The 26,389-nt window shown below is 69.3% G+C and carries 23 protein-coding genes and 2 pseudogenes; 9 read left to right on the top strand and 16 right to left on the bottom strand.

What is annotated here, in order from left to right:
- Window positions 1-175 precede the first annotated feature (175 nt).
- Window positions 176-856 carry a molybdopterin converting factor subunit 1 gene (moaD, locus tag ASF71_RS09750; protein WP_056298833.1) on the top strand — a complete coding sequence of 227 codons (681 nt, stop codon included), beginning with the start codon at window positions 176-178 and terminating at the stop codon, window positions 854-856.
- Window positions 857-877: 21 nt separating this feature from the next.
- On the opposite strand, the gene ASF71_RS09745 is transcribed toward moaD, so the two are convergent.
- The 7 genes from ASF71_RS09745 to ASF71_RS09715 all read right to left on the bottom strand — a co-directional run bounded on the left by ASF71_RS09745 (window position 878) and on the right by ASF71_RS09715 (window position 7,667).
- Complete coding sequence (locus tag ASF71_RS09745) at window positions 878-1,354, bottom strand: PaaI family thioesterase (RefSeq protein ID WP_056298831.1); 477 nt, start codon at window positions 1,352-1,354, stop codon at window positions 878-880.
- A gap of 39 nt (window positions 1,355-1,393) precedes the next feature.
- Window positions 1,394-1,954 (bottom strand): DUF2231 domain-containing protein, encoded by a 561-nt coding sequence (locus ASF71_RS09740; protein WP_056298828.1) that lies wholly within the window; start codon window positions 1,952-1,954, stop codon window positions 1,394-1,396.
- A 69-nt stretch (window positions 1,955-2,023) separates the two neighbouring features.
- Window positions 2,024-2,998 carry a GTP-binding protein gene (locus ASF71_RS09735; protein ID WP_235514300.1) on the bottom strand — a complete coding sequence of 325 codons (975 nt, stop codon included), beginning with the start codon at window positions 2,996-2,998 and terminating at the stop codon, window positions 2,024-2,026.
- On the bottom strand, window positions 2,995-3,813 hold the full coding sequence (locus tag ASF71_RS09730) for a DeoR/GlpR family DNA-binding transcription regulator (RefSeq protein ID WP_056298824.1): 819 nt from the start codon (window positions 3,811-3,813) through the stop codon (window positions 2,995-2,997). The genes ASF71_RS09735 and ASF71_RS09730 overlap by 4 nt, the downstream gene beginning before the upstream one ends.
- Before the next feature lie 161 nt (window positions 3,814-3,974).
- Entirely contained in the window at window positions 3,975-4,244 is a 270-nt protein-coding gene (locus tag ASF71_RS09725; RefSeq protein ID WP_056298822.1) for an HPr family phosphocarrier protein, read from the bottom strand.
- 101 nt (window positions 4,245-4,345) lie between these two features.
- Window positions 4,346-5,539 carry a mannitol-1-phosphate 5-dehydrogenase gene (locus ASF71_RS09720; protein WP_056298820.1) on the bottom strand — a complete coding sequence of 398 codons (1,194 nt, stop codon included), beginning with the start codon at window positions 5,537-5,539 and terminating at the stop codon, window positions 4,346-4,348.
- 118 nt (window positions 5,540-5,657) lie between these two features.
- Complete coding sequence (locus ASF71_RS09715; protein ID WP_056298815.1) at window positions 5,658-7,667, bottom strand: PTS mannitol transporter subunit IICBA; 2,010 nt, start codon at window positions 7,665-7,667, stop codon at window positions 5,658-5,660.
- 520 nt (window positions 7,668-8,187) lie between these two features.
- Here ASF71_RS09715 and ptsP point away from each other — a divergent pair.
- From ptsP to ASF71_RS09700, 3 genes are all read left to right on the top strand, one after another.
- Window positions 8,188-10,758 (top strand): phosphoenolpyruvate--protein phosphotransferase, encoded by a 2,571-nt coding sequence (ptsP, locus tag ASF71_RS09710; protein ID WP_056298811.1) that lies wholly within the window; start codon window positions 8,188-8,190, stop codon window positions 10,756-10,758.
- A 3-nt stretch (window positions 10,759-10,761) separates the two neighbouring features.
- Window positions 10,762-11,721: a 1-phosphofructokinase gene (gene pfkB, locus ASF71_RS09705; RefSeq protein WP_056298806.1), complete on the top strand. Its 960-nt coding sequence runs from the start codon at window positions 10,762-10,764 to the stop codon at window positions 11,719-11,721.
- A 74-nt stretch (window positions 11,722-11,795) separates the two neighbouring features.
- Entirely contained in the window at window positions 11,796-13,652 is a 1,857-nt protein-coding gene (locus ASF71_RS09700) for a PTS fructose-like transporter subunit IIB (RefSeq protein WP_056298803.1), read from the top strand.
- Window positions 13,653-13,717: 65 nt separating this feature from the next.
- Here ASF71_RS09700 and ASF71_RS09695 read toward each other — a convergent pair whose 3' ends face one another.
- Both ASF71_RS09695 and ASF71_RS09690 read right to left on the bottom strand, forming a co-directional pair.
- Window positions 13,718-14,797 (bottom strand): PilT/PilU family type 4a pilus ATPase, encoded by a 1,080-nt coding sequence (locus tag ASF71_RS09695; RefSeq protein WP_056298799.1) that lies wholly within the window; start codon window positions 14,795-14,797, stop codon window positions 13,718-13,720.
- 70 nt (window positions 14,798-14,867) lie between these two features.
- Entirely contained in the window at window positions 14,868-15,557 is a 690-nt protein-coding gene (locus ASF71_RS09690) for a TrmB family transcriptional regulator (RefSeq protein WP_056298796.1), read from the bottom strand.
- A 174-nt stretch (window positions 15,558-15,731) separates the two neighbouring features.
- On the opposite strand from ASF71_RS09690, the gene ASF71_RS09685 reads away from it, so the two are divergent.
- The 3 genes from ASF71_RS09685 (at window position 15,732) to tmk (ending at window position 17,829) form a co-directional block, all read left to right on the top strand.
- On the top strand, window positions 15,732-16,046 hold the full coding sequence (locus ASF71_RS09685; protein WP_156372710.1) for a hypothetical protein: 315 nt from the start codon (window positions 15,732-15,734) through the stop codon (window positions 16,044-16,046).
- A gap of 338 nt (window positions 16,047-16,384) precedes the next feature.
- Window positions 16,385-17,173, top strand: coding sequence for a Nif3-like dinuclear metal center hexameric protein (locus ASF71_RS09680; RefSeq protein ID WP_056298790.1), 789 nt, complete (start codon window positions 16,385-16,387; stop codon window positions 17,171-17,173).
- Window positions 17,170-17,829 carry a dTMP kinase gene (tmk, locus tag ASF71_RS09675; protein WP_082505832.1) on the top strand — a complete coding sequence of 220 codons (660 nt, stop codon included), beginning with the start codon at window positions 17,170-17,172 and terminating at the stop codon, window positions 17,827-17,829. Before ASF71_RS09680 ends, tmk begins: the two co-directional genes overlap by 4 nt.
- 15 nt (window positions 17,830-17,844) lie before the next feature.
- On the opposite strand, the gene ASF71_RS09670 is transcribed toward tmk, so the two are convergent.
- Window positions 17,845-18,732 (bottom strand): glutaminyl-peptide cyclotransferase, encoded by an 888-nt coding sequence (locus tag ASF71_RS09670; RefSeq protein WP_082505831.1) that lies wholly within the window; start codon window positions 18,730-18,732, stop codon window positions 17,845-17,847.
- Window positions 18,733-18,894: 162 nt separating this feature from the next.
- Here ASF71_RS09670 and ASF71_RS09665 point away from each other — a divergent pair, with 162 nt between their 5' ends.
- Window positions 18,895-19,311: a CBS domain-containing protein gene (locus tag ASF71_RS09665; protein ID WP_056298787.1), complete on the top strand. Its 417-nt coding sequence runs from the start codon at window positions 18,895-18,897 to the stop codon at window positions 19,309-19,311.
- A gap of 43 nt (window positions 19,312-19,354) precedes the next feature.
- Here the strand turns inward: ASF71_RS09665 and ASF71_RS09660 are convergent, their stop codons facing one another.
- From ASF71_RS09660 to ASF71_RS09635, 6 genes and pseudogenes are all read right to left on the bottom strand, one after another.
- Complete coding sequence (locus tag ASF71_RS09660) at window positions 19,355-19,996, bottom strand: hypothetical protein (protein ID WP_056298783.1); 642 nt, start codon at window positions 19,994-19,996, stop codon at window positions 19,355-19,357.
- 130 nt (window positions 19,997-20,126) lie between these two features.
- The gene (locus ASF71_RS09655; RefSeq protein WP_056298781.1) at window positions 20,127-21,068 is read right to left on the bottom strand and encodes a DnaJ C-terminal domain-containing protein; all 942 of its coding nucleotides are present in this window, start codon (window positions 21,066-21,068) and stop codon (window positions 20,127-20,129) included.
- A 571-nt stretch (window positions 21,069-21,639) separates the two neighbouring features.
- A pseudogene (locus ASF71_RS25715) lies at window positions 21,640-21,831 on the bottom strand (VF530 family DNA-binding protein); the annotation flags it as partial.
- A 73-nt stretch (window positions 21,832-21,904) separates the two neighbouring features.
- Window positions 21,905-22,597 carry a nucleotide exchange factor GrpE gene (locus tag ASF71_RS09645; RefSeq protein ID WP_369814986.1) on the bottom strand — a complete coding sequence of 231 codons (693 nt, stop codon included), beginning with the start codon at window positions 22,595-22,597 and terminating at the stop codon, window positions 21,905-21,907.
- 141 nt (window positions 22,598-22,738) lie between these two features.
- Window positions 22,739-24,622, bottom strand: a complete 1,884-nt coding sequence (dnaK, locus tag ASF71_RS09640; RefSeq protein ID WP_056298775.1) for a molecular chaperone DnaK — start codon at window positions 24,620-24,622, stop codon at window positions 22,739-22,741.
- 231 nt (window positions 24,623-24,853) lie between these two features.
- On the bottom strand, window positions 24,854-25,636 hold the full coding sequence (locus tag ASF71_RS09635) for an SDR family oxidoreductase (protein WP_056298772.1): 783 nt from the start codon (window positions 25,634-25,636) through the stop codon (window positions 24,854-24,856).
- A 168-nt stretch (window positions 25,637-25,804) separates the two neighbouring features.
- Here ASF71_RS09635 and ASF71_RS09630 point away from each other — a divergent pair.
- Window positions 25,805-26,389: pseudogene (locus ASF71_RS09630) on the top strand (cell division protein FtsH); the annotation flags it as partial.

Raw genomic sequence — 26,389 nt, 5'->3', positions numbered from 1 at the left:
ACAGGTGCGCTGAGACGTGATATTTGCGTCATCTCTCACTTGTTACGCTTCGTTTGTCATGCACCGCGCCTCAACCGAGGCTCAGAAAAGATACAGGCCAATCTGAAATCTGTCAACCCTTTCGCCTCAAGGTCCGTTGAGGGTGTGCGCAAAGGGGAAATGCTAGCCTCGGACCATGCAGGTCAAAGCCGTGTTTTTTGCCCGCCTGAAGCGGGAATTGGGGCAGGGAGAGCTCACGCTGGACGCCCCTGCCGGAGTGACGGTCCGCCAGCTCGCCGCACAGATCGAGGCCGCACATGGCCTGAGTCTCCGGGGCTGCATGGTGGCTGTGAACGAGACCTACGCCACACCCGAGCAGGTGGTGGGAGAGAACGACGAAGTGGCCTTTCTGCCACCCGTTGCCGGAGGCAGCGAAGACGGAGCGGACACCCACGCCGAAGTCACTGCCGCGCCGCTGAACCTGGAGACCGCAGCCCACTTTCTGATCCGGGAACGGTACGGCGCGCAGGCCTACTTTGTTGGAACGGTCCGCAGCCCCAATCAGGGCAAAGTCGTGGAGTTCATCGAGTACGAAGGGTACGCGCCGCTGGCCCGCCGGGTCATGGAGGACGCGGCGGCAGCGGCGCGGGAACGACACGGCGAACTGCGCGTGTATATAGAGCATCGCACCGGTCGCCTGACGCCCGGCGAGGCCAGCATCCTGATCGGGGTGGCGAGCCCCCACCGCCGCGCGGCGCTCGAAGCCTGCGACCTTCTGATCGAGCGGCTGAAAGTCGAGGTCCCGGTCTGGAAGCGGGAAGGAGACGAGGACGGAGAGCACTGGGTCGCCGGACAGACCGCACACGACACCCTATAGATACCCGGCCCCCGCCGCTGCTCAGCCAACGTTGACGACGTTGCAGGTGCAGCGCATGAGGCTGGTGGTCCGGCCCTTCTCGTCACGGATCTCGATGCTCCAGACCATGACGCTGCGGCCCCGGTAGACCAGGGTGGCCTCCCCGGTGACCTCGCCGCCGGTCACTCCCCGGACATGGGTGCCGTTGAGGTCCACCCCCACCGCCACCTGCTTGCGGGGATCGAGGTTGAGCCAGGAACCGACGCTCGCCAGTTCCTCGGCGAGCGAAAGGCTGGCGCCGCCGTGCAGGCGCCCGGCAGGCTGGCGGTTGCCCTCGACCGGCATCCGGGCGACCACGCGGTCACGGGAGGCCGAGACGTAGCGAATACCCAGTCGCTCGCCCAGGGTGCCACTGAGGCCGGTGCCCTGCGGACCGTTGAGGCCCGCCGCGATCTCCTCGGGGGTGGACTGGTCGAGGCTCTCGGGAGCGGGCAAGTTCAGGTCCGGATGCAGGGTCATGGACGCAGCATAAGCCTGTGCCCCCGGTCTTCTCTCCGGCTACCCCTGGGGCTTGGCGAGCGTCTGGCCCACCCCTAGGCCATGGCCATACACAAGCTGCCCGCCCAGGAATCCGCCGGCCACGGCCAGCCCCAGCGCTCCCCCCGACAGTGCCTTGCCCAGCCTCCGGTTGCCCCGGCGACGCGCGGCGACGGAACCAACGTTGAGCAGGAAGGCCACCTCGTTGACCGCGCCGTGGATCAGGCCGGTGCGGCGAGCCTGACCACGCGTGTTGGACCAGTCCACCCAGCCGGTGGCGATGGTGGGCACCGCTCCCAGGGTGCTGAGGGTAAGCACCACGTCGGCCGCGTGCGCAGTCCGCTCGTCCCCACCGGGCATGAAATCGAGGAGGCCCGCGAGCATCCAGCCGCCCAGAGGCAGGTGGACGAGAATGGGGTGCAGCGGGTGACCGAGAAACTCACCGTGGAGGGCATCGAGCACACTACTGGGAAGGATGCCCTCGGCCCCCTTGAGGAGCCTCTGCAGCGTATCGGCCGCCGCTTCGAGGGCGTCGTGATCGCTGACGGCGACTTCGATCTGATCGCTGAGCTGGCTGTCCATGCCCCACTGTGCTCCGGGCCAGGCGAAGGGCGGTGGGCTGCAGGCCGGGTTTTCTTTAAGATTGGACCTTCAGGCTCCGGGCAGGCTATCCGGAACCATGCACGCCGCAAAGGCCTCCTCGTACTCCTGGCGGTCGAGGCCCCGCCCGATGACCACAAGTTCGCTGTGCCCGTCGCCCGCTTCCCAGGCGTCGGCGGTGAACAGGTCGCGCACTGCCTGAAAGACGACGCGCTGCGGATAGCCGTACAGATCGAGAAAGCCTTTGGCCCGCAATACCTCGGCGGGGCGGCGGAGCAGATACGTGGTCATGAAGCGCTGCCAGGCGTAGGGGTCCAGTGGTCGTCCGGCGCGCAGCACGAAGGACCGCAGGTCTGGAGTGTGGACCGCCGGTTCGTCGGCCGGAACTGGCGCGGCGCGGCCACCGAAGTCGTCGCGCCCGAGCAGCGCCGCCGCGTCAATCTGGCCCCGCTCGACACGCACGAGGCGGGCCAGCGGATTGACGCCGCGCAGGACGTCCTCGGCGTGGGCGAGCTGCGCGGGGTCGGCGACGTCGGTCTTGTTCAGGACGACGACCCCGGCGTAGGCGAGCTGCCGGGCCGCCTCGGGGTGGTCGCGCAGGGTAGTGAGGACGTGACGGGCGTCCACGACGGCCACCAGCGTCACCACCCTGAATGCGGCGCGCACGGCCCGGTCGAGCAGGGTCGCCAGAACCGGCGTCGGGTCGGCCACCCCACTGAGTTCGATAATGACGGCGTCGGGCTTCTGCGGCCGCAGGCCGATCTCGACGAGGGCCCGCACGAGGTCGTCCCGGCCCGTACAGCACAGGCAGCCGGCGGTGAGCTCGGTCACGTCGTCCTGCAGGCGTTCGATGAGGGCACCGTCCACCCCGACCACGCCGAACTCATTGACGATGACACCCAGGCGGTATGGCAACGAGCGGATGAGGTGGTTGACCAGCGTCGTCTTGCCTGCCCCCAGGAACCCGCCGACCACGACGATGGGCAGCCGCCCGCCGGACCCGGCCTGTTCGGGCAATCCGTTCACGGCGCCCCCACCGGTTGCGGCCACGCGCCCCGCGCTGGAGTATCCGGGGCGTCGGCGCACAGCACCGGCACGCCAGCCGCTCCGAACGCCGCCTGGGCCTCGGGCGGCGCCTGATCGGTGACCCAGGCCTCCAGGTCACCGAAGGCTGCGAAGGAGGCGAACCCCGCATGACCCCACTTGCTGCCGTCGGCGATGAGGACGCTGCGGCGCGAGCGGGCCATGATCGCCGTCTTCTGGCCCGCCTCCGGCAGGTTGCTGTTGGTCAGGTGGCCCGAGGGATCGATGCTCGTGCAGCCCACGAAGAACAGGTCGTAGTTGTAGCGCCCGATGGCCGCAAGCGCGTCGGGACCGGTGAGGCTGTAGGTGCTCGTGTAGACCTCGCCGCCGACGACGTACAGCGAGCATTCGCCGTTGAGCTCGTACGCCACGTCCAGGCCGTGCGTCACCACCCGCAGTGTGCGGGTCAGGGCCGGCGTGCGGCGCAGCGCCTGCGCGAGCTGCCGCGCGGTGGTCCCGGCGTCGAGGTACACCGTCTGGCCCGGAGCGATGAGCGTCGCGGCCAGTTCGGCCAGTCGCTCCTTGCCGGGCTGCCGGAGTTCCTGACGGTCACGGTACTGCTGGTCTTGGCTGACAAGGGCCGCGCCGCCGTGCACCTTGCGGATCAGGCCTCGCCGCGCCAGGGTATCGAGGTCACGCCGGACCGTCGCACCGCTGACCCCCAGCTGGGCCGTGATGGCCGTGGTGCGCAGCGGACCCCGCGCGGAGAGGAGATCAAGGATGCGCGAAAGCCGTTCTTCCGCGAGAGGAGCCGTCATGTCCCGCCAGCATACGGCGAAATGTTCAGAAGCGCTCAGAACTGAACAGGAAGAACACTTCCAGGCGGCCGAAGGAGCGTCACCGCGCCCAGTCTTTCCGCAGATCAGGCCAAATAGCGGGAGGCACGGCCTGCGACAGGACCGCACCCCCTATGCCGGACTCAGGCTTCTTCGGCCAGTCCCTCATTTTTCAGGACGTCGGCGATGGCCTGGATGGCCGCCGACTCGTCCTCGCCGCTGGCCTGCACCGTGAAGGCCGTGCCGGGCTGGATGCCCTGGCTGAGGATCTTCATCATGTTCTTGAGGCTCACCGAGTCCTCGGCGATGAGGGTCAGGTCGCTGGAAAACCCCTTGGCGACCTTGACCACGGCGCTGGCCGGGCGGGCGTGCATCCCCTGCGGATCGGTCATACGGAAGCTGCGTTCGATCATGGCGCCATGCTACGCGGGCCGGCGGCGAGGTGGGAGGACCGGGCCGTTCACAGGGAATTTAGGGAGTGCGGAGACCGGGGACGCCCGGCCCCACCCCCTCTCTACTCTTCCAGCACCCGGTACGCCTCGACGATGCCGCGGTGCAGGTCGCTCCCAGCCTCCAGGCCGGTCGCCTCGGTCACGGCGGCCTCCAGGCCACGTTCCTTGACGAGGGCCTGAAGCTGGACCGACTGCGGATCGGCAGGGTTGTCGTAGCGCAGGGCCGCCGCCGCGCCGCGCAGCAGGGCGTCCACCGGCAGGCCGTACTCGGCGGCCATACGGGCCGGACCGATGATGCGGTCACTGGCCCCCAGCTTGCGCAGCGGCTCACGGCCCACGCGCAGGACCTCGTCGCGGATGTGCGGATTGCGGAACCGCGCACCGATCTTGTCGATGTACGCCGCGTGCTCGGCGGGGTCGAAGCCGTAGCGCCGCACCAGGGCCGCACCGCTCTGCTCCATCGCCGCGCGCACCTCGGCCGCGATCTCGGGATCGTTCATGCTGGCTTCGATGGTGTCCAGCCCTTTACGCACGCCCAGATACGCGGCGACGGCGTGCCCATTGTTCAGGGTGAAGAGCTTGCGCTGCACGTAGGCCACCAGATTGTCGGTGAGCTTCATGCCCGTGATGTCGGGTACCGGTCCCTTGAAGGCCGGACGCTCGACGATCCACTCGTAGAAGGCCTCTACACCCACGTCGAGCAGGTTCTCACCGGAGAATGGCGGCACGATGCGATCCACCGAGGAGTTCGGGAAGCCCACATGCTCGTCCGCGTAGCGCTGGCCCTCTTCCGAGAGATGCGATTCGACCTGCTCCTTGAGGAAGGAGCTGGCCCCCACCATGTTCTCGCAGGCGATGATGTTCAGGTCGCCCGCGCCCACCCGCGCCCGTTCCTCGATGCCGCGCGCCAGGGTGGGCGCGATGATCTTCAGGACGTTGGGACCGACCGCCGTGGTGATGAGGCTCGCCTGCGCGATGGCCGGCACGATCTCGGGGCCGTTCGAGAGGATGCCGGTCACGCCGGTCACCTCCTCGCTGCGGCGCTCGACATCAAGCACCTGCACCGTGTAGCGCCCCTGGTCGCGCAGGGCACTGATGACCGCCTCGTTGATGTCGGCGAACACCACGCGGTACCCGCTGTGCGCCAGCAGGGCGCCGATGAAGCCGCGCCCGATGTTGCCGGCCCCGAACTGGATGGCGGTGGGCTGGCTGACGGTGGACTGCGGCTGATTCCCGGTGGACGAAGTTGTGGTCATGACGTGCCTCCTTGTGGTGACTGTACCGCGCCGTTTCGGCGGGCCGGCCAGCCATGAACGACGAAAAAAGGGTGGCCGGCCTCACTGGCCCGGCCACCCCCTTCCCTGGTTCCGCTTGTCAGGACGTGAACGTGCGGTAGATCTCGTCGGCGTCCCGGGTGCGTGCCAGACGCATCACGGTGGCCTCGTCCTCAAGCGCGTCGGCGATGCGCGACAGGATCTGGAGGTGTTCGTCGCCCGCCCCAGCGATGCCGATGACGAGGTAGGCGCGCTCACCGTCGAAGTCCACGCCGTCGGGGTACTGGTTCACCACGATGCCGCTCGTCTTGATGGCCGCCTTGGCCGCGCCCACACCGTGCGGGATGGCGATGCCGTTGCCGATGTAGGTGCTGACGACCTTCTCGCGCTCCAGCATGGCGGGCACGTAGTCGGACGACACGTAGCCGGACTTCACGAGCTGTTCGCCCGCGCGGACCACGGCCTGGTCGCGGGCCACGCTGCCCAGCCCCAGCACGATGTTCTCGCGGCGCAGGACATCGCCCTTGCCCTGGGGGACCGCCGCAGAGGTGCCCATGGTACCCGCGCCCGCGAGGGCGGTGGCCGCGCTCACGCCCGGAGCGGCGTGCAGCGTGTGCGCCGTGTGGACCGGCGCGGTCTGCGCGCTGACGGCAGGTGCGGGCACCTGGGTCGCCTGGGCGCTTGCCTGAAGCTCGGTGACCATGCGGTCGTAGATGGGGTTGCCGATGAAGTTGTCGATGGACACGTGCCGGGCCTGCGGGGCCTTGGCGCGCGCGCGCGAGGTCAGGTTCTGCTGCGTGACCACGATGTCGGCGTCGGCCGGAATCGCGTCGATGGCGGTGTTGGTCACTTCGATGGGCAGGCCGGCAGCCTGCACCTTCTTGCGGAAGCCCGTGGCACCCATCGCGCTCGAGCCCATGCCGGCGTCGCAGGCGAAGACCACCTTGCGCACCGCGCCGCCCTCACCGATGGCGGGGCCGGCCGAGGCCAGGGCCGGAGCGCCCACGGCAGGTCCGCCCTTGTTGGCGCGCGAGTCGGCCTGGGCACTGGCGAGGTCGTCCTCGGTGTAGGACGCGCCGCGCAGGAACACCGCCGAAACCAGGAAGGACACGGCGGCGGCCACCACCACGGCCGCGATGTTGGCGAAGTAGCCACCACGCGGGGTCAGGGCCAGGATGGCGAAGATGCTGCCGGGCGAGGAGGCCGAGACCAGACCGCCGTTTAGGGCCACCAGGGTCGCCACGCCGGACATGCCGCCCGCGATGACCCCCAGCAGCAGAATGGGGCGCATGAGGACGTAGGGGAAGTAGACCTCGTGGATGCCGCCCAGGAAGTGGATGATGGCCGCGCCGGGCGCCGAGCTGCGGATGCTGCCCTTGGCGAAGACCCAGTAGGCCAGCAGCAGCCCCAGGCCGGGGCCGGGGTTGGCTTCGAGCAGGAAGTAGATGGACTTGCCGGTCTCCTGCGCCTGCGCGGTGCCCAGCGGCGTGAGGATGCCGTGGTTGATCGCGTTGTTGAGAAAGAGGATCTTACCGGGTTCGATGAGCAGCGACACGAGCGGCAGCAGGTGCACGTTCACCAGGAACTGCACGCCGGAGGCCACGGCCTTGCTGAACAGTTCGACGACCGGCCCGACCGCAAAGAACCCCAGGATCGCGAGCAGCATCCCGATGATGCCGGCCGAGAAGTTGTTGACCAGCATCTCGAAGCCGGGAGCGATGCGGTGCTGCACGTTGCGGTCGAACTGCTTGATGACCCAGCCGCCCAGCGGGCCCATGATCATGGCGCCGATGAACATGGGGATGTCGGTGCCCACGATGACGCCCATCGCCGCGATGGCGCCCAGCACCCCGCCGCGGTGGTCGGCGACGATGCGCCCGCCGGTGTAGGCGATGAGCAGCGGCAGGAGGTACGTGATCATCGGGCCGACGAGCTTGCCGAGCTGCTCATTGGGCAGCCAGCCGGTCGGGATGAAGAGGGCCGTGATCAGGCCCCAGGCGATGAACGCACCGATGTTGGGCATGACCATCGCGCTCAGGAAGCGTCCGAATTTCTGGACGCGGTCCTTGCCCGAGGTCGGCCCGGCGGTGCCCGCAGGATTAGTGGTCATAGAGGGTCTCCTTCGCCTTGCTTTGAGGTCGGTTCATTTTGAGTCGCATTCGCCTCCCGCACAAGCCGCAGCACCCCATTTTCACCTGGCGATTGGTAGACCGGGTTCAAGCAGCATCTGACCCACCGTGCAGCTGAGAGCTCGGGTGGACGCGCTGCCGACTGTGAGGAAGCGGGCCATCCTCTGCACCCAGAGCCTCGACCGGACGGCGCACCCCCGGCCCCCTGGGGCGAATCTTAATGTTGGGCCCTCCACTGCCGGCGGCCGGCCCAGGAGCGACCTATGCTGGACAGCAATCCCACGCCGACCCTGCCCGGCAGTACACCTCGCCGCGCGGCACCTTCCGGAGGTCGCCCTGAACGACACACCCCGCTTCTAGCCAACCCCGGCCCCGCCGCCATTGCGCGGCGAGAATCGCCGGAGTATGATCGGAATTGCTCAAAATTGATCACGATTCTTCAGGAATCTTGCGTCCCCAGGGACGACCGGGCGGCGCACAGCCCCGGAGGAAGGGACCGTCATGATTCAGCTCCCCCAGCAACTGGTAAAAATCGGTGCCCAGGCGCGCACCAAAGATGAGGCCATCGCGCAGGTCGCGGCCCTGCTGGCCGCCAACGGCAACGTGGACCCCGGCTACGTCGAGGGCATGCGCGCGCGCGAGACCCAGGCAAACACCTACCTGGGCAACGGCATCGCCATCCCGCACGGCACGCCCGAGTCGCGCCATCTCATCCGTCAGACCGGCATCGCGGTGGTGCAGGTTCCCGGCGGCGTGCAGTGGGGCGAGGAGGATGAGCCGGTCCACCTGGTCATCGGGATCGCGGCGGCGAGCGACGAGCACCTCCAGATCCTGCGCCGCCTGACGCGCGTCCTGGGCGACGAGGAACTCGTCGAGAAGCTCTGGGTGACTACCGACCCTGCCGACATCCAGGAGGCCCTGACCGGCGAGCGCCCGGCCGCAGGCGCGCCGCTGGGCGAGGCGAGGCAGCCCGAGCAGGCGCAGCAGCTTCAGGCGCAGCCAGTTCAGACGGGGTCGGCCACTGCCGCCGTGCGCGGCGAGACGGCCACCGGCGCCCTGCCGTTCAGCGCGCAGGTCACGCTGCCCAACCCGCAGGGAATGCACGCCCGCCCCGCGACGATGCTGGCCGGCATCGTGAAGAAGTCGGGCGCCCGCGTACGCCTGAGCAAAGGTGAAGGCAAGAGCGCCGACGCCACCAAGCTCATGGAGATGCTGAGCCTGGGCCTGACCCAGGGCACCCTGGTCACGGTGAGCAGCGACAACGAGGCGACCCTCAAGGCCGTGACCGACGCCATGCGCGCCGGGCTGGGCGATGACCTGAGCGCGCCCTCGGCCGCCGCGCAGGCCCAGGCGCCGCGCCGCGAGCCCGACTGGGTGCCGGCCCAGGTCGGGGCGACCGTCGAGGGCGTGCCCGCCGCCGACGGGCTGGTCGTGGGCTACACCCGCCAGCACGCCCCGCGCGCCCTGGAGGTCAGGGACACGCCCGCCGGCGACCCGGTGGCCGAGGCCGAGCGTCTCGACACCGCGCTGAGCGCGGCGCACACCGAACTCCTGAACCTGATCGACGACGTGCAGGCACGCTTCGGGGCCGACAAGGCCGCCATCTTCCGCGCGCACCAGGAACTGCTGGCCGACGAGGGCACGGTGCAGGACGCCGTGGCGCGCATCCTCGACGGGCACGGCGCAGCCTGGGCCTACCAGCAGGCGACCGGCGAACGCGTTTCACAGCTCCAGAAGCTCGACGACCCGACGCTGGCGGCCCGCGCCGTCGACATGAGCGACGTGCAGCGCCGCGTGCTTCGCCACCTGCTGGGTCTGGGCGAGGACCGCGTGGAAACCGGCGGTCCGGTCATCCTGCTGGCCCCCGACCTGACGCCCAGCGATACCGCCCGCCTCGGGCCGGACTCGCTGCTGGGTTTCGTGACGGCGCAGGGCGGCCCCACGAGCCACACCGCAATCATCGCGCGTGGGCTGGGGCTGCCGGCCGTGGTTGCGGCGGGCGCGGGCCTGCTCGACATCCCCGACGGCACGCACGCCATTCTGGACGGGGCATCGGGGCGGCTGTACCTCAACCCTTCGGCGGCCGACGTGACGGGCGCGCAGGAACGTCAGGGCGTGCTGGCCCGTGAGCGCGAGGCCGCCCGCGCTGCCCGCCACGAACCCGGCGCCACTTCGGACGGCAAGCGAGTCGAGGTGGCCGCGAACATCAACCGCGCAGCCGACGCCGCCGGGGCCCTTGACGCCGGGGCCGAGGGCGTGGGCCTGATGCGCACCGAGTTCCTGTTCCTGGAGCGCGACAGCGTGCCCACCGAGGACGAGCAGGAGCAGGAATACCGCGCGATGGCCGCCGCAATGGGCGACCGCCCCCTGATCATCCGGACGCTGGACATCGGCGGCGACAAAGAAGTGCCCTACCTGGGGCTGGCCCGCGAGGACAACTCGTTCCTGGGCATCCGGGGCATCCGGCTGTGCTTCGAGCGGCCCGACCTGTTCCTGCCGCAGCTCCGGGCGGTGGCGCGCGTCGCCAAGGACCACCCGAACGTTCACCTCATGTTCCCGATGATCGCCACGCTCGAGGACTTCCGCCGGGCGCAGGCCATGTTCGACGAGGTGCGGCGCGAGCTGGACACCCCGCGTATTCCGCTCGGCGTGATGATCGAGGTGCCCTCGGCGGCCCTGATCGCCGACGAGCTGGCGCAGGAAGTGGACTTTTTCAGTGTGGGGACGAACGACCTGACCCAGTACACCTTGGCGATGGACCGCCTGCACCCGCAGCTCGCCCGCCAGACCGACGCCATGCATCCGGCGGTCCTCAAGCTCATCAAGCTGACGGTGGACGCTGCCGAGCGCCACGGCAAGTGGGTCGGCGTGTGCGGCGGCGCGGCCGGCGACGAGGTGGGCGCGCTGATGCTCGCGGGCCTGGGCGTCAAGGAACTGTCGGTGAGCACGCCGCAGGTCGCGACCGTCAAGGCCGCCCTGCGCCGCCGCAGCGCCGAGGAACTGCGCCGCCTGGCCGCCGAGGCCCTCGCGCAGCCCAACGCCGAGGCCGTGCGCGCGCTGGTGCGGGGCTAGGTTATGGCGAACGTCGTGACCCTGACCCTCAACCCAGCGCTCGACATGACCGTGCGGGTGGACGGCCTGCAGCTGGGCGAGGTCAACAGCGGCCAGAGCCTCCAGACCGACGCGGGCGGCAAGGGCGTGAACGTGGCCTCCTTCCTGGCCGACTGGGGCCGGGACGAGCCGGGCGGCCTGAACGTGACGGCCACCGGCCTGCTGGGCGCAGACAACGCGGCTCCCTTCGAGACGCTGCTGCGCAGTAAGGGGATCACGGACGCCTTTGTGCGGGTGCCCGGCTCGACCCGGGTCGGGGTCAAGCTCAGCGATCACGCGGCGCAGGAGACCACCGACATCAACCTGCCGGGCCTGAGCGCGTCGCCCGAGCACCTGGAAGCGGTGCGCGCCCGCCTGCGCGAACGGGCGGCCCAGCCCGGCGTGTTCGTGCTGGCAGGCAGCCTGCCGCCCGGCGTGCCGGGAGAGCTGTATGCCGAACTCGCGGCCGAACTGCGCGCGGCCGGGGCCTACGTGGCCCTGGACACGAGCGGCGCGGCCCTGACTGCGGTGCTGAACGCCGCCACGCTGCCGCAGCTCGTCAAGCCGAACATCCACGAGCTGGAGGCCGCGCTGGGCCGGACGCTGGGCACCGAGGCCGAGGTGCTGGCTGCTGCCCACGAACTGCTGTCGCGCGGCGCCGAGGTCGTGGCGGTGTCGCAGGGCGAGCAGGGCGCCCTGATCGTCACGGCGGCCGGAGCTGTGCGGGCCGTCCCGCCGCGCGTGCAGGTCGTCTCAACCGTCGGGGCGGGCGACGCGATGGTGGCCGGACTCGTCGCCTCACACCTCACCGGATCGGACCTGCCGGACGCTGCCCGCCGCGCCACGAGCTTCAGCGTGGGCAACATCACCCGCCTGGGCGCGCACCTGCCGCCCCGCTCGGAACTCGACGGCTACGCCGCGCAGGTGCAGGTGTCGGTTCTGTAGTTCGTCCGGGCTTCTTTTCCCACCGTTTTCCTCACGTTACTCTCCCCTGTTCCCCTCATTAGGAGGCGCGCATCATGGCTAAACTGGTCGCCGTTACCGCCTGTCCCACAGGCATTGCCCACACCTTCATGGCCGCAGAGGCGCTGCGGCGCGCGGCGACCGGGGCCGGCCACGAACTCCGCGCCGAGACCCAGGGCAGCGTCGGGTCGGGCGACACCCTGACCCGTGCCGAGATCGAGGCGGCCGACGCCGTGATCCTGGCCGCCGACGTCCGGGTCGACGAGTCGCGCTTCGCCGGCAAGACCGTCATCCACGCGAGCACCCAGGACGCCATCCGTAATGCTTCGGAGCTGATCTCACGTGCGACCGGCGCGGCCACGCAGCCCACCGGCTCCGCACAGCCCACACTCCAGAAGGCGCCCCCGGCTCCGGCCACCGCCGCGCCTGTCACCCCAGCCGTCACCCCCGGCAGCAGCCCGAAGAAGGTCGTGGGCATCACGTCGTGCCCCACGGGCATCGCGCACACCTTCATGGCAGCCGAGGGCCTGGAGGGAGGCGCGAAGAAACTGGGCTACGACGTCAAGATCGAGACGCAGGGCAGCGTGGGTGCGGGCAACCCGCTCACGGCACAGGACATCGCGGCGGCCGACGTGGTCATCATCGCGGCCGACACGAACGTCAACCTCGACCGCTTTCAGGGCAAGCGGGTGTACCAGACCGGCACCAAACCCGCCATCAAGGACGGCGCGGCGGTCGTCACCACAGCGCTGGAGCAGGCGACGGTGTACGGCGTGGCCGGCGCGGCAGCGGCCCCGGGCGGGGGCGGCGACTACGTGGCCCAGGCATCGGCGGCCAAGAACGCCAAGAACGCGGGCGTACCCAGCGCCTACAAGCACCTCATGACCGGCGTGTCGCACATGCTGCCCTTCGTGGTCGCGGGCGGCCTGCTCATCGCGCTGGCCTTCGCGTTCGGGGGCATCAACCCACCGCCCGGCTCCTTCGGGGCCGCACTGCTCCAGATCGGGGGCGGCACCGGGGCCTTCGGGCTGTTCGTGCCGGTGCTGGCCGGGTACATCGCCTACTCCATCGCCGACCGCCCCGGCCTCGCGCCGGGCATGATCGGCGGCCTGCTGGCGCTGGGCGGCGGCAGCGGCTTTCTGGGGGGCCTCATCGCGGGCTTCCTGGCCGGGTACGTCACGCGCTGGCTCAACCAGGGCATCAAGCTGCCTCGCACGCTCGAGGGCCTCAAGCCCACGCTCCTGCTGCCGCTGCTGGGCACCGCCATCACTGGCCTGATCATGGTCTACGTGGTGGGCAAGCCGGTCGCCGCCGCGCTGACCGCCGCCTCGAACTGGCTCCAGGGCCTGGGCCAGACCTCGGCGGGTGCACTGGGGGCTGTGATCGGCGCCATGATGGCGTTCGACATGGGGGGGCCGATCAACAAGGCGGCCTACACCTTCAGCACCGGCCTCCTGACCAACCAGGTCTACGGGCCCATCGCCGCCGCGATGGTCGCGGGCATGACGCCTCCCCTGGCGCTGTTCTTCGCCACCCTCCTCTTCAAGAACCGCTTCACCACCGACGAACGCGAGGCGGGCAAGGCGGCGGGCGTGCTGGGCATCTCGTTCATCACCGAAGGCGCGATTCCCTTCGCCGCCCGTGATCCCCTGCGCGTGATTCCCTCGCTGATGATCGGTTCGGCGGCGGCGGGCGCCATCAGCATGGCCTCGGGCTGCCTGCTGCGCGCCCCGCACGGCGGCATCTTCGTGCTGTTCATTCCCAATGCCGTGACCAACCTGCCGATGTACATCGTGGCCCTGCTCGTCGGCACGGCCATCAGCACCGTGCTCCTCGGCGTGATGAAAAAGCCCATCGTGCCCATCGCCGAGGGCAGCGCCAACGTGCGCAGCGACGCCGTAGCGACCGACTAAGCGCAGGCTAGAAACACAACAGCGCCGCCAGGGAGCAACCCCGGCGGCGCTGTTCGTTGCTTCTCTCAGGCAAACTGCCGGCGCATGAGCAGCAGCCGCAGTTCGTGTGGACTCGTCGCGGCCGAGAGGGCCGTGTCCTCGGCGATCACACCGCTGGTCACGAGTTCGGCGAGGTGCTGGTCGAAGGTGCGCATTCCCAGCATCCCGCCTTCGAGCAGGGCCTGCTTGATCTCGTCGATGCGCTCGGGGTCCTTGATGCACTCGCGGATGGTCGGGGTGCCCAGCATGACTTCCATGCCCATCACGCGGCCGCCGCCCACCCGGGGCAGCAGGCGCTGGCTGACAATGCCCACGACACTCTCCGAGAGCGACTGCCGGATGGTCACGCGTTCGTGCGGCGCGAAGAAGTCGATGATGCGCCCCACCGTGCGGATGGCGTCCTGGGTGTGCAGCGTGCTCATGACGAGGTGGCCGGTCTGCGCGGCCGAGAGCGCGGCCTCGACGGTTTCCTTGTCACGCATCTCGCCGATGAGGATGATGTCGGGGTCCTGACGCATGCTGGCGCGCAGCCCGGCCGAGAAGCTCAGGGTGTCGATGCCCAGTTCGCGCTGGTTGATCATGGCCTTGCGGTCGCGGTGCAGCACCTCGATGGGGTCTTCAAGGGTCACGATGTTCACGGCCTGCGTGGCGTTGACGTGGTCGAGCAGGCTCGCCAGAGTCGTGGTCTTGCCGCTGCCAGTAGGACCGGTCACCAGGATCAGGCCGCGTTCGTGTTCGGCCAGCCGGTTGAAGGTCTCTTCGGGCAGCCCCAGTTGCGTGAAGGTCGGAATGGGCTTGTCCTCGATCACGCGCATGATCAGGCTCACGCTGCCGCGCTGGAAGTAGGCGTTGACCCGGAACCGGGCCACCCCCGCCAGTCCGTAGGCGAAGTCGGCCTCGCGCCTCTCCAGGAACAGGTCCCACATCTCGGGGCGCGGCATCATCTCGCGGGCGAAATTGGCGACGTGTTCGGGCGCGAGCCGGGTCTCGCCGAAGCGCCGGATCTCACCGCTGATGCGGCCGGCCGGCGGCCCACCCGCACGCAGGTGAATATCGCTGGCGCCTTCGCGGACCAGCGCCGACAGCAAACCGTTGAGGACGCTCATATACCCTCACCCTACGCGCCGGTGTCTTACAGGTTTATGTGGGGTCTGCGCAGATGAGGTCGCCTCCGGGTCAGTCGCCGACCACCGATTCGGCCTCCGCGGCGCGGCGCACCGCGAGCTCGATATAGCCCTCGATCAGGTGAATGATGACGGGGTTGTGGGTATGCACTCCGTGGGGCTCGCCCGGTTGCCCAGCCCCGATAAAATGGGCGATGAGGGCGGCCTCGCCGTCGCGGGCCAGCAGAAAGGCGACCTGGCCCAGCGCAGCGATCTCGGGCAGGCCGGTCAGATCGGCGCGCAGCAGTTGGACCCCGCGCGGCGTGAGGTGTTCGAGCCGCCCCGCGAGTTCGGGGTCGCCGGCCATGAACACGCTCTGACGGGCATTGAGGATCATGTCCTCGGCGAGACTGCGCATCGCCGCGTCGCCGTACAGGTGGTAGACCGCTTCGGGCGCTGGATCGGGGGTCAGGCGCGACAGGTCACGGTCCAGCGCCGAGAGCCGGTCGTCGAAGGACCGCCGCGACCGGGCCAGATACTCCCGCGCCGACAGGGGCGCGTACTCCAGCGGATTCTGGCCCATCTTGGCCGCCAGCCCCCGGCCCTCCAGCCGTTCAAGGGTCTCATAGATCTTGGGACGGGGAATGCCGGCCTGCCGCGCCACCCGTGCAGGCACGGCCCGGCCCAGCGCCAGCAGGGCGGTATAGGCGCGCGCCTCGTACTCGGTCAGGCCCAGCGCCTGAAGGTGAATCACGGCACTCATGTACCCGCCAGCATAAAGGATTCGGGCGGTGGGACGTGCGGGCTGCCTAATAGGCCGCTCCCACAGCTCAGCCTTGCAGCGGTCCGACCCGTGCTGGAAAGGTCATCTATCCCCGGCCTCAAATGAGGTAAGGCAGGGCACTGGAGGGTGTTATCTGTGAAGTGTATGAAAAAGATGATGCTTCCTCTGACCCTCATCGCTGCCCTCTCGCTGGCGTCCTGTGCGCCCAAATACACCCAGGCCACCGCCAAGCCGGTCACCGACCTGAGCTGCGCCGAGATCAAGGACGAGCTGGGCAAGCTCGCCAACATCCGTGCTGAGGCGGAGTCGAAGAAGGGGGTCAGCAAGGAAAACGTCCTGTTCGCACTGTTCTTCTGGCCCGGCATCGTGGTGAACGAGGTCGACAACCGCGACGTGATCACCAAGGTCGACACCCGCACCGCCGATCTGGTCAAGGCCCAGTCGGCCAAGAGCTGCCCCGCGAACTGAGACGGGGGCGCGCCGGCCCGCAGAGGGACTGGCACGCCTCTCCTCCACGCTGTTTCTTCTGAAAGGCGCGGCCCCACTGGGTCAACGACCGGTTCTCGGAGCTGACCCAGCCCGATACGCCATGCACCGCTGATCTCGCCGCCGTGTGGAACATGCCTGACGGTCAAGGGCTTAATCCCCTGTGCTGATACCAACGCCGGGATGGCCCGGATATCTCTGGCTGACCCCTTGTAATCGACTGGAGCGCCGAGAGCAGTCCCCAGCGCGGCCCGGCGCAGCCACGCCGTGATGGTTCCAAACGCCCTGTTTTGCACCATCATGGGTCTAAACTGGCCGTTATGACTGCTTCCGGCACTTCCCATACGCGCGGCGAGGTCGAGCGCGACACACTCGTGCGCTGGCTCAACGACTACCTGGGCGTGGGCCACCTGCCCGACCCCAGCCTCAACGGCCTCCAGATTCAGGGCACTGAGACCGTCCGCCGGGTGGCCGCGAGCGTGGACACGAGCATCAATACATTGCGCGCCGCCGCCGATGCGGGCGCCGACCTGCTGCTGGTGCACCACGGCTTGTTCTGGGGCCGTCCCCTGGCCCTGACGGGACCGCACCACGAGCGCGTGCGCACGGCGATGATGGCCGACCTGAACCTCTACGCCGCCCACATTCCCCTCGACGCCCACCCCGAGGTCGGCAACAACGCCATGATTGCGGGCGCACTAAGCCTCCAGAACCGTGTGCCCTTCGGCGACTGGCAGGGCCACAAGATCGGCGTGGCGGGCGAATTGCCCTTCGAGCAGAGCCTGCAGGACTTCGCCGACCGCATCCAGAAGCTGACCGGCGAGATCTGCCTCGTGCACGGCGGGGGCATTCCGACGGTGCGCCGCGTGGGCATCCTGTCGGGCAGCGGCGCGGGCAGCGTCCCCGAGGCGGCCGCAATGGGCCTGGATACCCTGCTGACCGGTGAACCCGAACACAAGTTCTTTCACGAGGCCTTCGAGTACGGCGTGAACGTCGTGTACGCCGGGCATTACGAGACCGAGGTCTTCGGTGTGCGCGCGCTGGCCGCCCGGCTGGAAGAAGAATTTGGGCTGCCCTGGCAGTTCCTGAACTTCCCCACCGGCCTGTGAGCCGGCCCGCTGCGGACGGGGGGACGGGCGGCCTGTTCCTGACCTTCGAGGGACCGGAAGGCGCAGGCAAGAGCACGCAGCTCGCGGCACTGGTCCGCCATCTGCACGGGGCGGGCCGCGCAGTCACCGAGACCCGCGAACCGGGCGGCACGCTGCTGGGTACGCAGGTACGCCGGGTGGTACTGGACCCCGAGCTGGAGATGGGACCGCTTCCTGAGTTCCTGCTGTACTCGGCCAGCCGTGCGCAGCTTGTGACCGAGGTGATCCGGCCCGCCCTGGCGCGCGGCGAGGCCGTAGTCTGCGACCGCTACGCCGATTCCACGCTGGCGTACCAGGGCTACGGGCGCGGCCTGGACCTGGACTTCCTGAGCCGCGTGACGACAGAAGCGACCGGCGGCCTGGTCCCCGACCTCACGGTGCTGCTCGACCTCGACCCGGCGCTGGGCCTCGCGCGCGCTGCCCGGCGGGGCCAGCCCGACCGCCTGGAACGCGCCGACCTCGCCTTCCACACGCGGGTACGCGCGGGCTTTCTGGCCCTGGCCGCCGCCGAACCGGGACGCTTCGTGGTGCTGGACGCCACGCGCCCGGTGGCCGAACTGTCGGCCGGGATCTGGGCAGCCGTGGAAGCGCGGCTGCCTTCTTCCCGACTGGCCTGACTGCCCCAGCCGACCTCAGTTCGTGCGCGTCCGGCCCGCACCGGTGGTGGCGGCTTCGGCCTTCAGGCCGGGCAGTCGGACCTCGAACAGCGTGGGCCAGCGCTTGCCGGTCAGGAGCAGGGTGCCGCGCTCAGGCACGAAGGCGATGCCATTCGCCACGTCGTCAAAGGTCATCCCCGCGGTGCGGCTGCTGACCTCGCGGGTCAGGGCCGACACGTCGATCCAGGCCGTGACCTTTCCGGTCGCCGGGTCGATCCGCGCGATGCGGTCGGTGAGCCAGATGTTGGCGTACAGGCTGCCCTGCACGTATTCGAGTTCGTTGAGGTTGCGCACCGGCTGACCCTGGTCGGTGACGGTCAGGCGCTTTTGCACGGCGAAGGTGCGCGGGTCGCGCCACACGATCTCGGGGCTGCCACTACCCATGATCAGGCTCCTGCCGTCGTTGGTGATGCCCCAGCCCTCGCCCTGGTAGCGGTAACGCCCGGTCTCGCGCAGGGTCACGGCGTCGAGCGCGAACGCCACGCCGTCCTTCCAGGTCAGGTGGTAGGCCGCGCCGTTCAGGACGGTCACGCCCTCGCCGAAGGCGCCGGACAGGGGGGTGGGAACCTCCCGCTGGGGCCGCCCGGTCTTGAGGTCCACCCGGCGCACGCCCGAGATGCTGCTGCCCTCGACCTCGCCCGTGCTCTCGATGTAGGTGCCGCCGCCGAGGTACTGCAGCCCCTCGGTGAAGGCGTCGGTGGCGTGGGGGTAGCGGGCCACCACCACGGGGGTCAGCACCGGCGTGCGGCCCGTCTGGACGGCGGCCGGGGCCGCCTCGGGCCTGGCGGCGCAGGCCGGAACGAGGGTCAGCGCGCCGGTCGCCAGCAGGGCGCTGCACAAAAGGGTAGGGGCGGGAACACGCATCTGCCCTATGGTACGGGCCAGGACTGGCGGGCCGCGCCCACCTGTGTTCAGACGAAGTTCAGGCCCCCTTGAGCTGGCCGTCAGCTTGCGCCCCGCCGGAGCTTGACGAAGCCCTAAGCCCCGGCCCACCCGCCCGGCAGCGCGGGGGCCTAGGCTGAGGTTATGGCGACTCTCCGGGACATCATGACGCAGGACCTCAGCACGGTGGACAGCGGCGCGACCCTCAAGGAAGCGGCCACCCTCATGCGCGAACAGGACATCGGCAATGTGCTGGTCATGGACGGCCAGACCCTGCGCGGCATCCTGACCGACCGCGACATCGTGGTGCGCGCCGTGGCGTACGGGCACGACCTCGGCAGCCCCGTGACCGACTACGCCACGGGCGACGTCCTGACGCTTGACGCCGGCACCGAAATCGGGGAGGCCGCGCGCACCATGTCGGACCGTCAGGTCCGCCGCGTTCCCGTGACCGACGGCGGACAGGTGGTAGGGATTGTGAGCCTCGCCGACCTCGCCGTCCGTGCCTCGCCCGAGGAGGGCGGCGCAGCCCTGGAAGGTATCAGCCAGCCGACCGTCTGAGATCAGCCCTCCTGCCCCCGACTCCGGCTGCCGGAGCCGGGGGCTACTTGTAGCGCACCAGCTCGATGGTGGTCGGCGGCGTGACGATAGTCGTCTTGACGTTGCCGACTCCTTCGGCGACCCAGCTCGTACTGCGGGCCACGGGTGGACTGAGGTTCTGGCCCGCCGCCGTCACTTTCACGGTCGTCGTGGATTCGATCCTGAAAGCCGTGAACGTGCCGGCCGGTACCTTGACCTGCTCGCGGCCGACCACCTTGAGCGAGATGTCGGTCTCGTTGCGGATCGGCTGGCCCTGTACCGTGCCCACGACCGTCACGCCCGAGGTCCAGGCCGTACCGACCGCCAGCCGGGGCGGCTGCGTCACGCCGCGCATGGTCAGCGAGGTGATCTTGAGACCCGGCGTGGAGACGCTCGGGGTCCCGGAGACCCCGTTCGGGCCGCACTTGAAGGCCGCCGTGACGGCGTTGGGTCCTACCTTCGTGGTCATCTTGAACCCCTGCGCCGTGACCGCGCTGATGGTCTCGGTGTAGGTGAGCTTCTGCCCGGCCGCGGTGCCCTGATAGCTGCGGGTCAGGCCCTCGCGCACAGGGTAGTAGGGCGAGGAGCAGGCCGCCTGGGCCAGGCCAGTCGTCAGGACGGTGCCCAGCAGGGCGCCCAGGATACGGAAAGCCGGTCGGTGGAACATCTCTAACCTCCAGGGCAGAGTGAGGGGATGCGGGATGCGGAGGCCAGTGTGGCACAGGGCCCGCGCGCGGGACGAAAAATGAAGGAAGGAGGCCGGAGAGAGAATTCTCCGGCCTCTTCCCCCGCCAGTCCTATTTCTCCTGCAACTCGCGCAGCTTGCGGTACAGCTCCTTTTCCTCGTCGCTGGGCTGGGCCGGCACAGTCACGTTCAGGCGCACGTACAGGTCCCCCCGCGTGCCGTCCTTCTTCGGCCAGCCCTGACCGCGCAGGCGCATCCGGCGGCCGCCGCTGCTGCCCGGCGGAACAGCCAGGTTGCCGGCCGTTCCGCCGATGCTCAGGACCTTCACGTCGCCGCCCAGCGCCGCCACAGGGGCGGGCACGTCGATGCTGGTGCTGAGGTTGTCGCCGTCGAGGTCGAAGCGGGCGTCCTCGAGCACGCGGATGGTGAGCAGCACGTCGCCGCCCCCCGGTCCCTGCCCGGCGAGGCGCAGCCGGGCGCCGTCGCGGGTGCCGGCCGGAACACGCAGGCTCAGGCGCTTGCCGTCCACGTTGATGACCTCGTCGGAGCCGCCAAAGGCCTCCTGCAACGTCACCTGCAGCTCGCCTTCCACGTTCTGCACGAAACGCCGCCCCTGACCCGCTCCGCCGATCCCGCCCCCGCCCAGCAGGTCTTCGAGGTTGACCCCCGCCCCGCCCGGAAAGCCGCCGGCCCCGGCGAAGCCCCCGCCCCGGCGCCCCGCCTGCCCGAACAATCCCTGGAAGAAGTCCGAGAACTGCGACGGGTCAAAGCCCCCGAAGTCCGCGCCCGGATAACTGCCGCCCGCGCCGCCGGGATACGCGCCGGGCGGCACCTGGCCCGAGTGGCCGTACTGGTCGTACAGCTTGCGCTTCTCGGGGTCGTTGAGCACCGCGTAGGCCTCACCGATCTCCTTGAACCGCTCGGCAGACTTCTCGTCACCTTGGTTCTTGTCGGGGTGGTACTGCTTGGCGAGCTTGCGGTACGCCGTCTTGATGTCGGCATCGGACGCGCCGCGGGACACGCCCAGCACGTCGTAATAGTCCTTGTAGGCCATGAATTGCCTCCTGTGGGGCGCGCGGGCGGCGCGGGCGCGAAAAGGCTCAGGTAGAAGGAGACGGGGTGAGTTTGTTGACGGCCGCGCGCAGGTCATAGGCCTGGGCGATGCTCAGGGCCGTGTGGCCCTCGGCGTCGGTGACGGCCGGGTCGGCCCCATGCGCGAGCAGCAGGTCGAGCAGGTCGGTGCGGGGCGCGCGGGTCCGGCCCTGGTAGGCGCGGCCCTCGACATCCACGGCGTGAAGCAGTGGGGGCCAGTAGCGCCCGTCGTTGGCGTCGGCGCCGCGCCGCAGTAGGTCGGCCACCACCCCAGCCTCGTAGTCACCCTCGCCGGGGTGCGACTGTTCGATGGCGCGGCCCAGCAGCGGCATCGTCTCCTCGGCGGGCCAGAAGTTCACGTCCTGCACGGCGGCCAGCGTGGGCAGAAAGTAGGTGCTCAGGTTCACGGCGTTCTGCGGCACATGCCGGAGCATCCAGGCCAGCGCCGCGTGCAGCCGCGTCTGGGTCACGCCGGTCAGGTCGGGCACCTGCCCCCGCTTGAGCGCGTCGATCACCGGGTTGGCGTCTTCGCGCCGGGCAAGGCGCACGTACTCGGTCTCGACCTGCTCACGGGCCCAGGGGGTCTTGCGCAGGAACTTCAGGCTGCTCGTCACACTGGGGTCGCGCTGAAAGCAGCGGACCGGAATGCGCCGCGCCAGTTCTTCCCAGCCGTACTCGGTGTGAAGGTGGCGCACGACCTGTTCGAGCGTGACGCCGGGGGGCAGCGGCGCGGCGGGCCGCCCGTCTCCCGGCGCGGGCCGGCGTCTCTCGCCCTGGCGTCCCCTCGTCACGGCCGGGTCATCCCTTGCGGCTCACGACGACGCGCGCCGGGCGCACGAGGCGCTCGCCCATGCGGAAGCCGAGCTGGTAGACCTGCACGATCACGTCGTCGGCCTCGCCGTCCACGACCTGCAACGCCTCGTGCCACTGCGGGTCGAAGGCCTCGCCCTCCTTGCCGGTCGCCTCCAGCCCCAACGCCGAGAAGGTGTTCAGCACGCGGTTTTGCACGGCCTGCACGCCGGGGATGAGCTTGGCCGGGTCGCCACTGCCCATCGCCACGGCGCGTTCGAGGTCGTCGTACACCGGCATCAGCTGCTCGGCGGCCTTCGCCACGCCCTGGCCCTGCGCGGCGGCCACGTCCTGCCCCATGCGCGTGCGGTAGCTCTCGAAGTCGGCGGCGAGGCGGCCCAGGCGGCCGCGCAGGTCGGCGTTCTCCTTTTCCAGCTCATCTACGCGCTCGAGCTTGCCCATCATCTCCTGCACCTGGGCGAACATGTTTTCGTCCATGCCGGGAAAGCCCGCTTCCTCGGCGTCCTCGGCCATGTTGTCGTTTTCCGGGCTGGCGTCGAGCTCGGTGCCCTCGGGGTCCACGGTCTTGCCGCGCTGGCGCGTGAACTTCAGGTTTTCCTGTTCGTTGCCGGTGGTGTCGGTCGGTATGGGGGTGCCCTGCTGGTCGTCCTTGGTCATAGCCTTGCCTCGCCTTCTGAACATGGGTTCAGGATAGGGATTTATAAAAAGGGGGAGAGGGGCGACTCGGCCGTCCTCTCCCCTGCGGGTCTGCTGTGTGGGGAAAGGAGGCTTCCCTCCACTCCGCCCGGGTCCTCGTCCGGCCGACTGCGCCGGACGCGGGAATTACTCTGCCGGCTTGAAGTCCGCGTCGATCACGTCGTCGTCGGCTTTGGCCTGTCCCTGGGCGCCGGCCTGCGGCTGTCCCTGGTCCTGCTGGTTGGCCGTCATGAAGGTCCGCAGTTCTTCTTCGAGCTTCTTTTGGGCGTCGGCGATCCTGGTGTCGTCGTCGCTGCGTACCGCTTCCTCGGCCTCGTCGGCGACGGCCTTGAGCTTGTCCTTGGCCTCCTGCGGAGCGGCCGTGTTCTCCTCGATCTGGCTCAGGGCCTGAACCCGCAGGCCGTCGAGGTTGTTGCGCTTCTCGACCTTCTCGCGGCGGGTCTTGTCGGCAGCGGCGTTCTGCTCGGCTTCCTGCACCATGCGGTCCACGTCGCCCCGGTCGAGGGTGGTCGTGTTCTCGATGCGGATGCTGGCTTCCTTGCCGCTAGTCTTTTCCCGCGCCGAGACGTTCAGGATGCCGTTGGCATCAATGTCGAAGGTCACTTCGATCTGCGCGCGGCCAGCCGGCATGGGCGGGATGCCTTCGAGCTTGAAGCGGCCCAGGGACTTGTTGTCGCTCGCCATCGGGCGCTCGCCCTGAAGCACGTTGATTTCCACGCCGGGCTGGTTGTTCTCGGCCGTGGTGTAGATCTCGGTCTTCTTGGCCGGCACGGTGGTGTTGCGGGTGATCATCGGCGCGATCATGCCGCCCTTGACCTCCACGCCCATCGTCAGCGGGGTCACGTCCACGAGGACGATGTCGCCCAGGCTGCTGTCGCCCTGGATGATCCCGGCCTGCACGGCGGCGCCGAGCGCGACGGCCTCATCGGGGTTGACCGACTCGTTGGGCGTCTTGCCGATGATGTCCTGCACGATGCGCTTGACCGCCGGGATGCGGGTCGAGCCGCCCACCAGGATCACTTCGTCGATGCCGTTCTTGTCGAGCTTGGCGTCGTCCAGGGCGCGCTGCACCGGCTCACGCACGCGGCGCAGCAGGTCGGCGGTGAGTTCCTCGAACTTGGCGCGCGACAGGTTGCGCTCCAGGTGCATGGGGGTGCGGGTCTCGGGGTCGAAGGTGATGAAGGGCAGGCTGATGGTCGTTTCAGACGCGCTGGAAAGGTCGATCTTGGCCTTTTCCGAGGCCTCGATGAGGCGCTGGAGGGCCTGCTTGTCCTTGCGCAGGTCGAAGTTGTGTTCCTTCTGGAACTCGCCCGCGAGCCAGTCCACGATGCGCTGGTCGAAATCCGCGCCGCCCAGGTGGGTGTCGCCGCTCGTCGACTTCACTTCGAACACGCCGTCGCCCAATTCGAGGATGGTCACGTCGAAGGTGCCGCCCCCCAGGTCGAAGACGAGGATGGTCTCATTGCCCTTACGCTCCAGGCCGTAGGCCAGCGCGGCGGCGGTCGGCTCGTTGATGACGCGCAGCACGTTCAGGCCCGCGATCTCGCCCGCCTGGCGGGTCGCTTCACGCTGCGAGTTATCGAAGTACGCGGGCACGGTGATGACCACGTCCTTGATGCTCGTGCCCAGCTTGGCGCTGGCGTCGGCGACCATCTTGCGCAGCACTTCGGCGCTGACCTGCTCGGGGGCGAGGTCCTGGCCGTTGACTTCAATGCGCACGCTGCCGCCGGGGCCTTCCTTGACCTTGAAGGGGCTGCGGTTGGCTTCTTCACGGACTTCGTCCCAGCGGCGGCCGATGAAGCGCTTGACCTCGAACAGCGTCGCGCCGGGGTTCAGCGCGGCCTGACGGCGGGCGATCTGGCCGACCAGACGCTCGTCGCCCTTATAGGCCACAACGCTGGGCGTGGTGCGCGCGCCCTCGGCGTTGACGATGACTTCGGGACGGCCGCCTTCCATGACGGAAATGACGGAGTTGGTGGTGCCCAGGTCGATACCGACTGCTTTGGCCATGTGTCTGACTCCTTGAAAGAGGGGAATATGCCGCCCGGGGGGCAGCTGTTCTGAACTGCAACTAGCATAGGCCCACAGTTTCCCAGAGTCAATAGACTTGAGTGCATTACGCTCAGGTTTAAGAGTGGGTCAAGATTGCGGGGCAGACTCACCACAGAAAAGCCACGTTATTCACCCGGCGTTCCTTCAGCCCCTCCAGCGTCCCTGGAGACCGGCCAGAACCCGGCCCCCTCACGCCAGCGTCCGGCCCCCGTTGACCGCGAACGTCTGTCCCGTGATGAAGTTGGCGGCCGGCGAGGCGAGAAAGGCGACCATCTCGGCCACGTCCTGCGGTACGCCCTGGCGACCCAGGGGCACGGCGGCCGTGTACGCGGCGCGGCCCTCGGGGCCGTCGTCAGCGTGACGCTCGACCGGCACCCAGCCCGGCGCGACGAGGTTCACCGTGACCTGCGACGCCCCCAGTTCGGTGGCCCACGACCGCGTCAGGCCCAGCATGGCCCCCTTGGCAGCGACGTAGTGCCCGAATTCGGCGTTGCCGAGGTCCACGACCTCGCTGCCGATGTTCACGACTCGCCCCCGTCCCCCCGCCGCGCGCAGGTCGTCCAGACAAGCCTGGAGCAGCAGGAGGGGCGCCTTGACGAAAAACACAAGCTGGTTCAGGTGGTCCTCCCAGGTCTGTTCTTCCAGGGGCATCATCGGCTGCGGGCCGGTGGCGTTGTTCACCAGGACCGTCACCGGGCCCAGCGCGGCGCGCACCGCTGCTATGCCCGCGCGCACCGCCGCCTCGTCGGTCACGTCGAAGGCGAAGGCCTGGGCGCGCCCGCCGGCCGCCACGATCTCCTCGACCGTGCGCGCCGCACCGGCGTGGTCACGGGCATAGTTCACGGCCACAGGCCAGCCGCTCTGGGCCAGGCGCAGGGCCATCGCCCGGCCCAGACCACGGGACGCGCCCGTCACCAGCGCGCAGCCGGAGGCGGAAGGAAGCGGGGAAGCGGGGTCGCCGGGAAGGGTCATGTGCCCATGCTGCCACGTGCCGGGCAGAGGGCAGCGCGGCAGGCGCAGGTAGCCCAGCCAGCCCCCCCGCAGAGGTCTGGACTTTGCCGCCTTCGTCCCACTTGCGCGCCCCCAGGCCGCCCTACACTGGGGCATGAATCTCCAGCAGAGCCGGCGGACCCCGGCGCCATGACCACCCCCAGGGGCAAGTGGAAGTGGGGATGGGGCCTGCTCGCGGCGGCGGGCGTGCTGCTCGTGGGCATGGCCCTCTTCTCGCCGCGCGGGCGCACGGGCGACCTGTCTCTCACGGCCTTCACGGACGCGCTGCGCCGGGGGCAGGTCGAGACGGCCGTCATCACCTATCAGAACGGCACCGCCCAGATCGAGGGCCGGCTGCGCGCCGGCGCGGCGGACGTGAACGCGGCGCCCAGCACGCCGGCTACCGGTACACCGCCCGTCCCGCAGCCCACCGACTACCGGACCCGGACCCTGCCCGCCGACCCGGCCATCGGCCTCGCGTCCCTGCAGGCGGCGGGGGTAAGCGTGACCTACGCTCCGGCCGCGCGCCTCAACGTCCTGACCCTGGTCAGCGGCCTGCTGACGCTGGCGCTCATCGGCGGGCTGATCCTGCTGCTCATGCGGCGCAACTCGGGCGGCAACGACGCCGCCGGGCAGTTCGGGAAGTCGAAGGCGGCGATCATCAACGAGGGACAGATCAAGCTGTCGTTCGCCGATGTGGCCGGCTGCGACGAGGCCAAGCAGGACCTGCAGGAA

The sequence above is a fragment of the Deinococcus sp. Leaf326 genome (assembly GCF_001424185.1).
Taxonomy (GTDB): domain Bacteria; phylum Deinococcota; class Deinococci; order Deinococcales; family Deinococcaceae; genus Deinococcus.
This window is presented reverse-complemented; position numbering and strand designations above follow the sequence as displayed.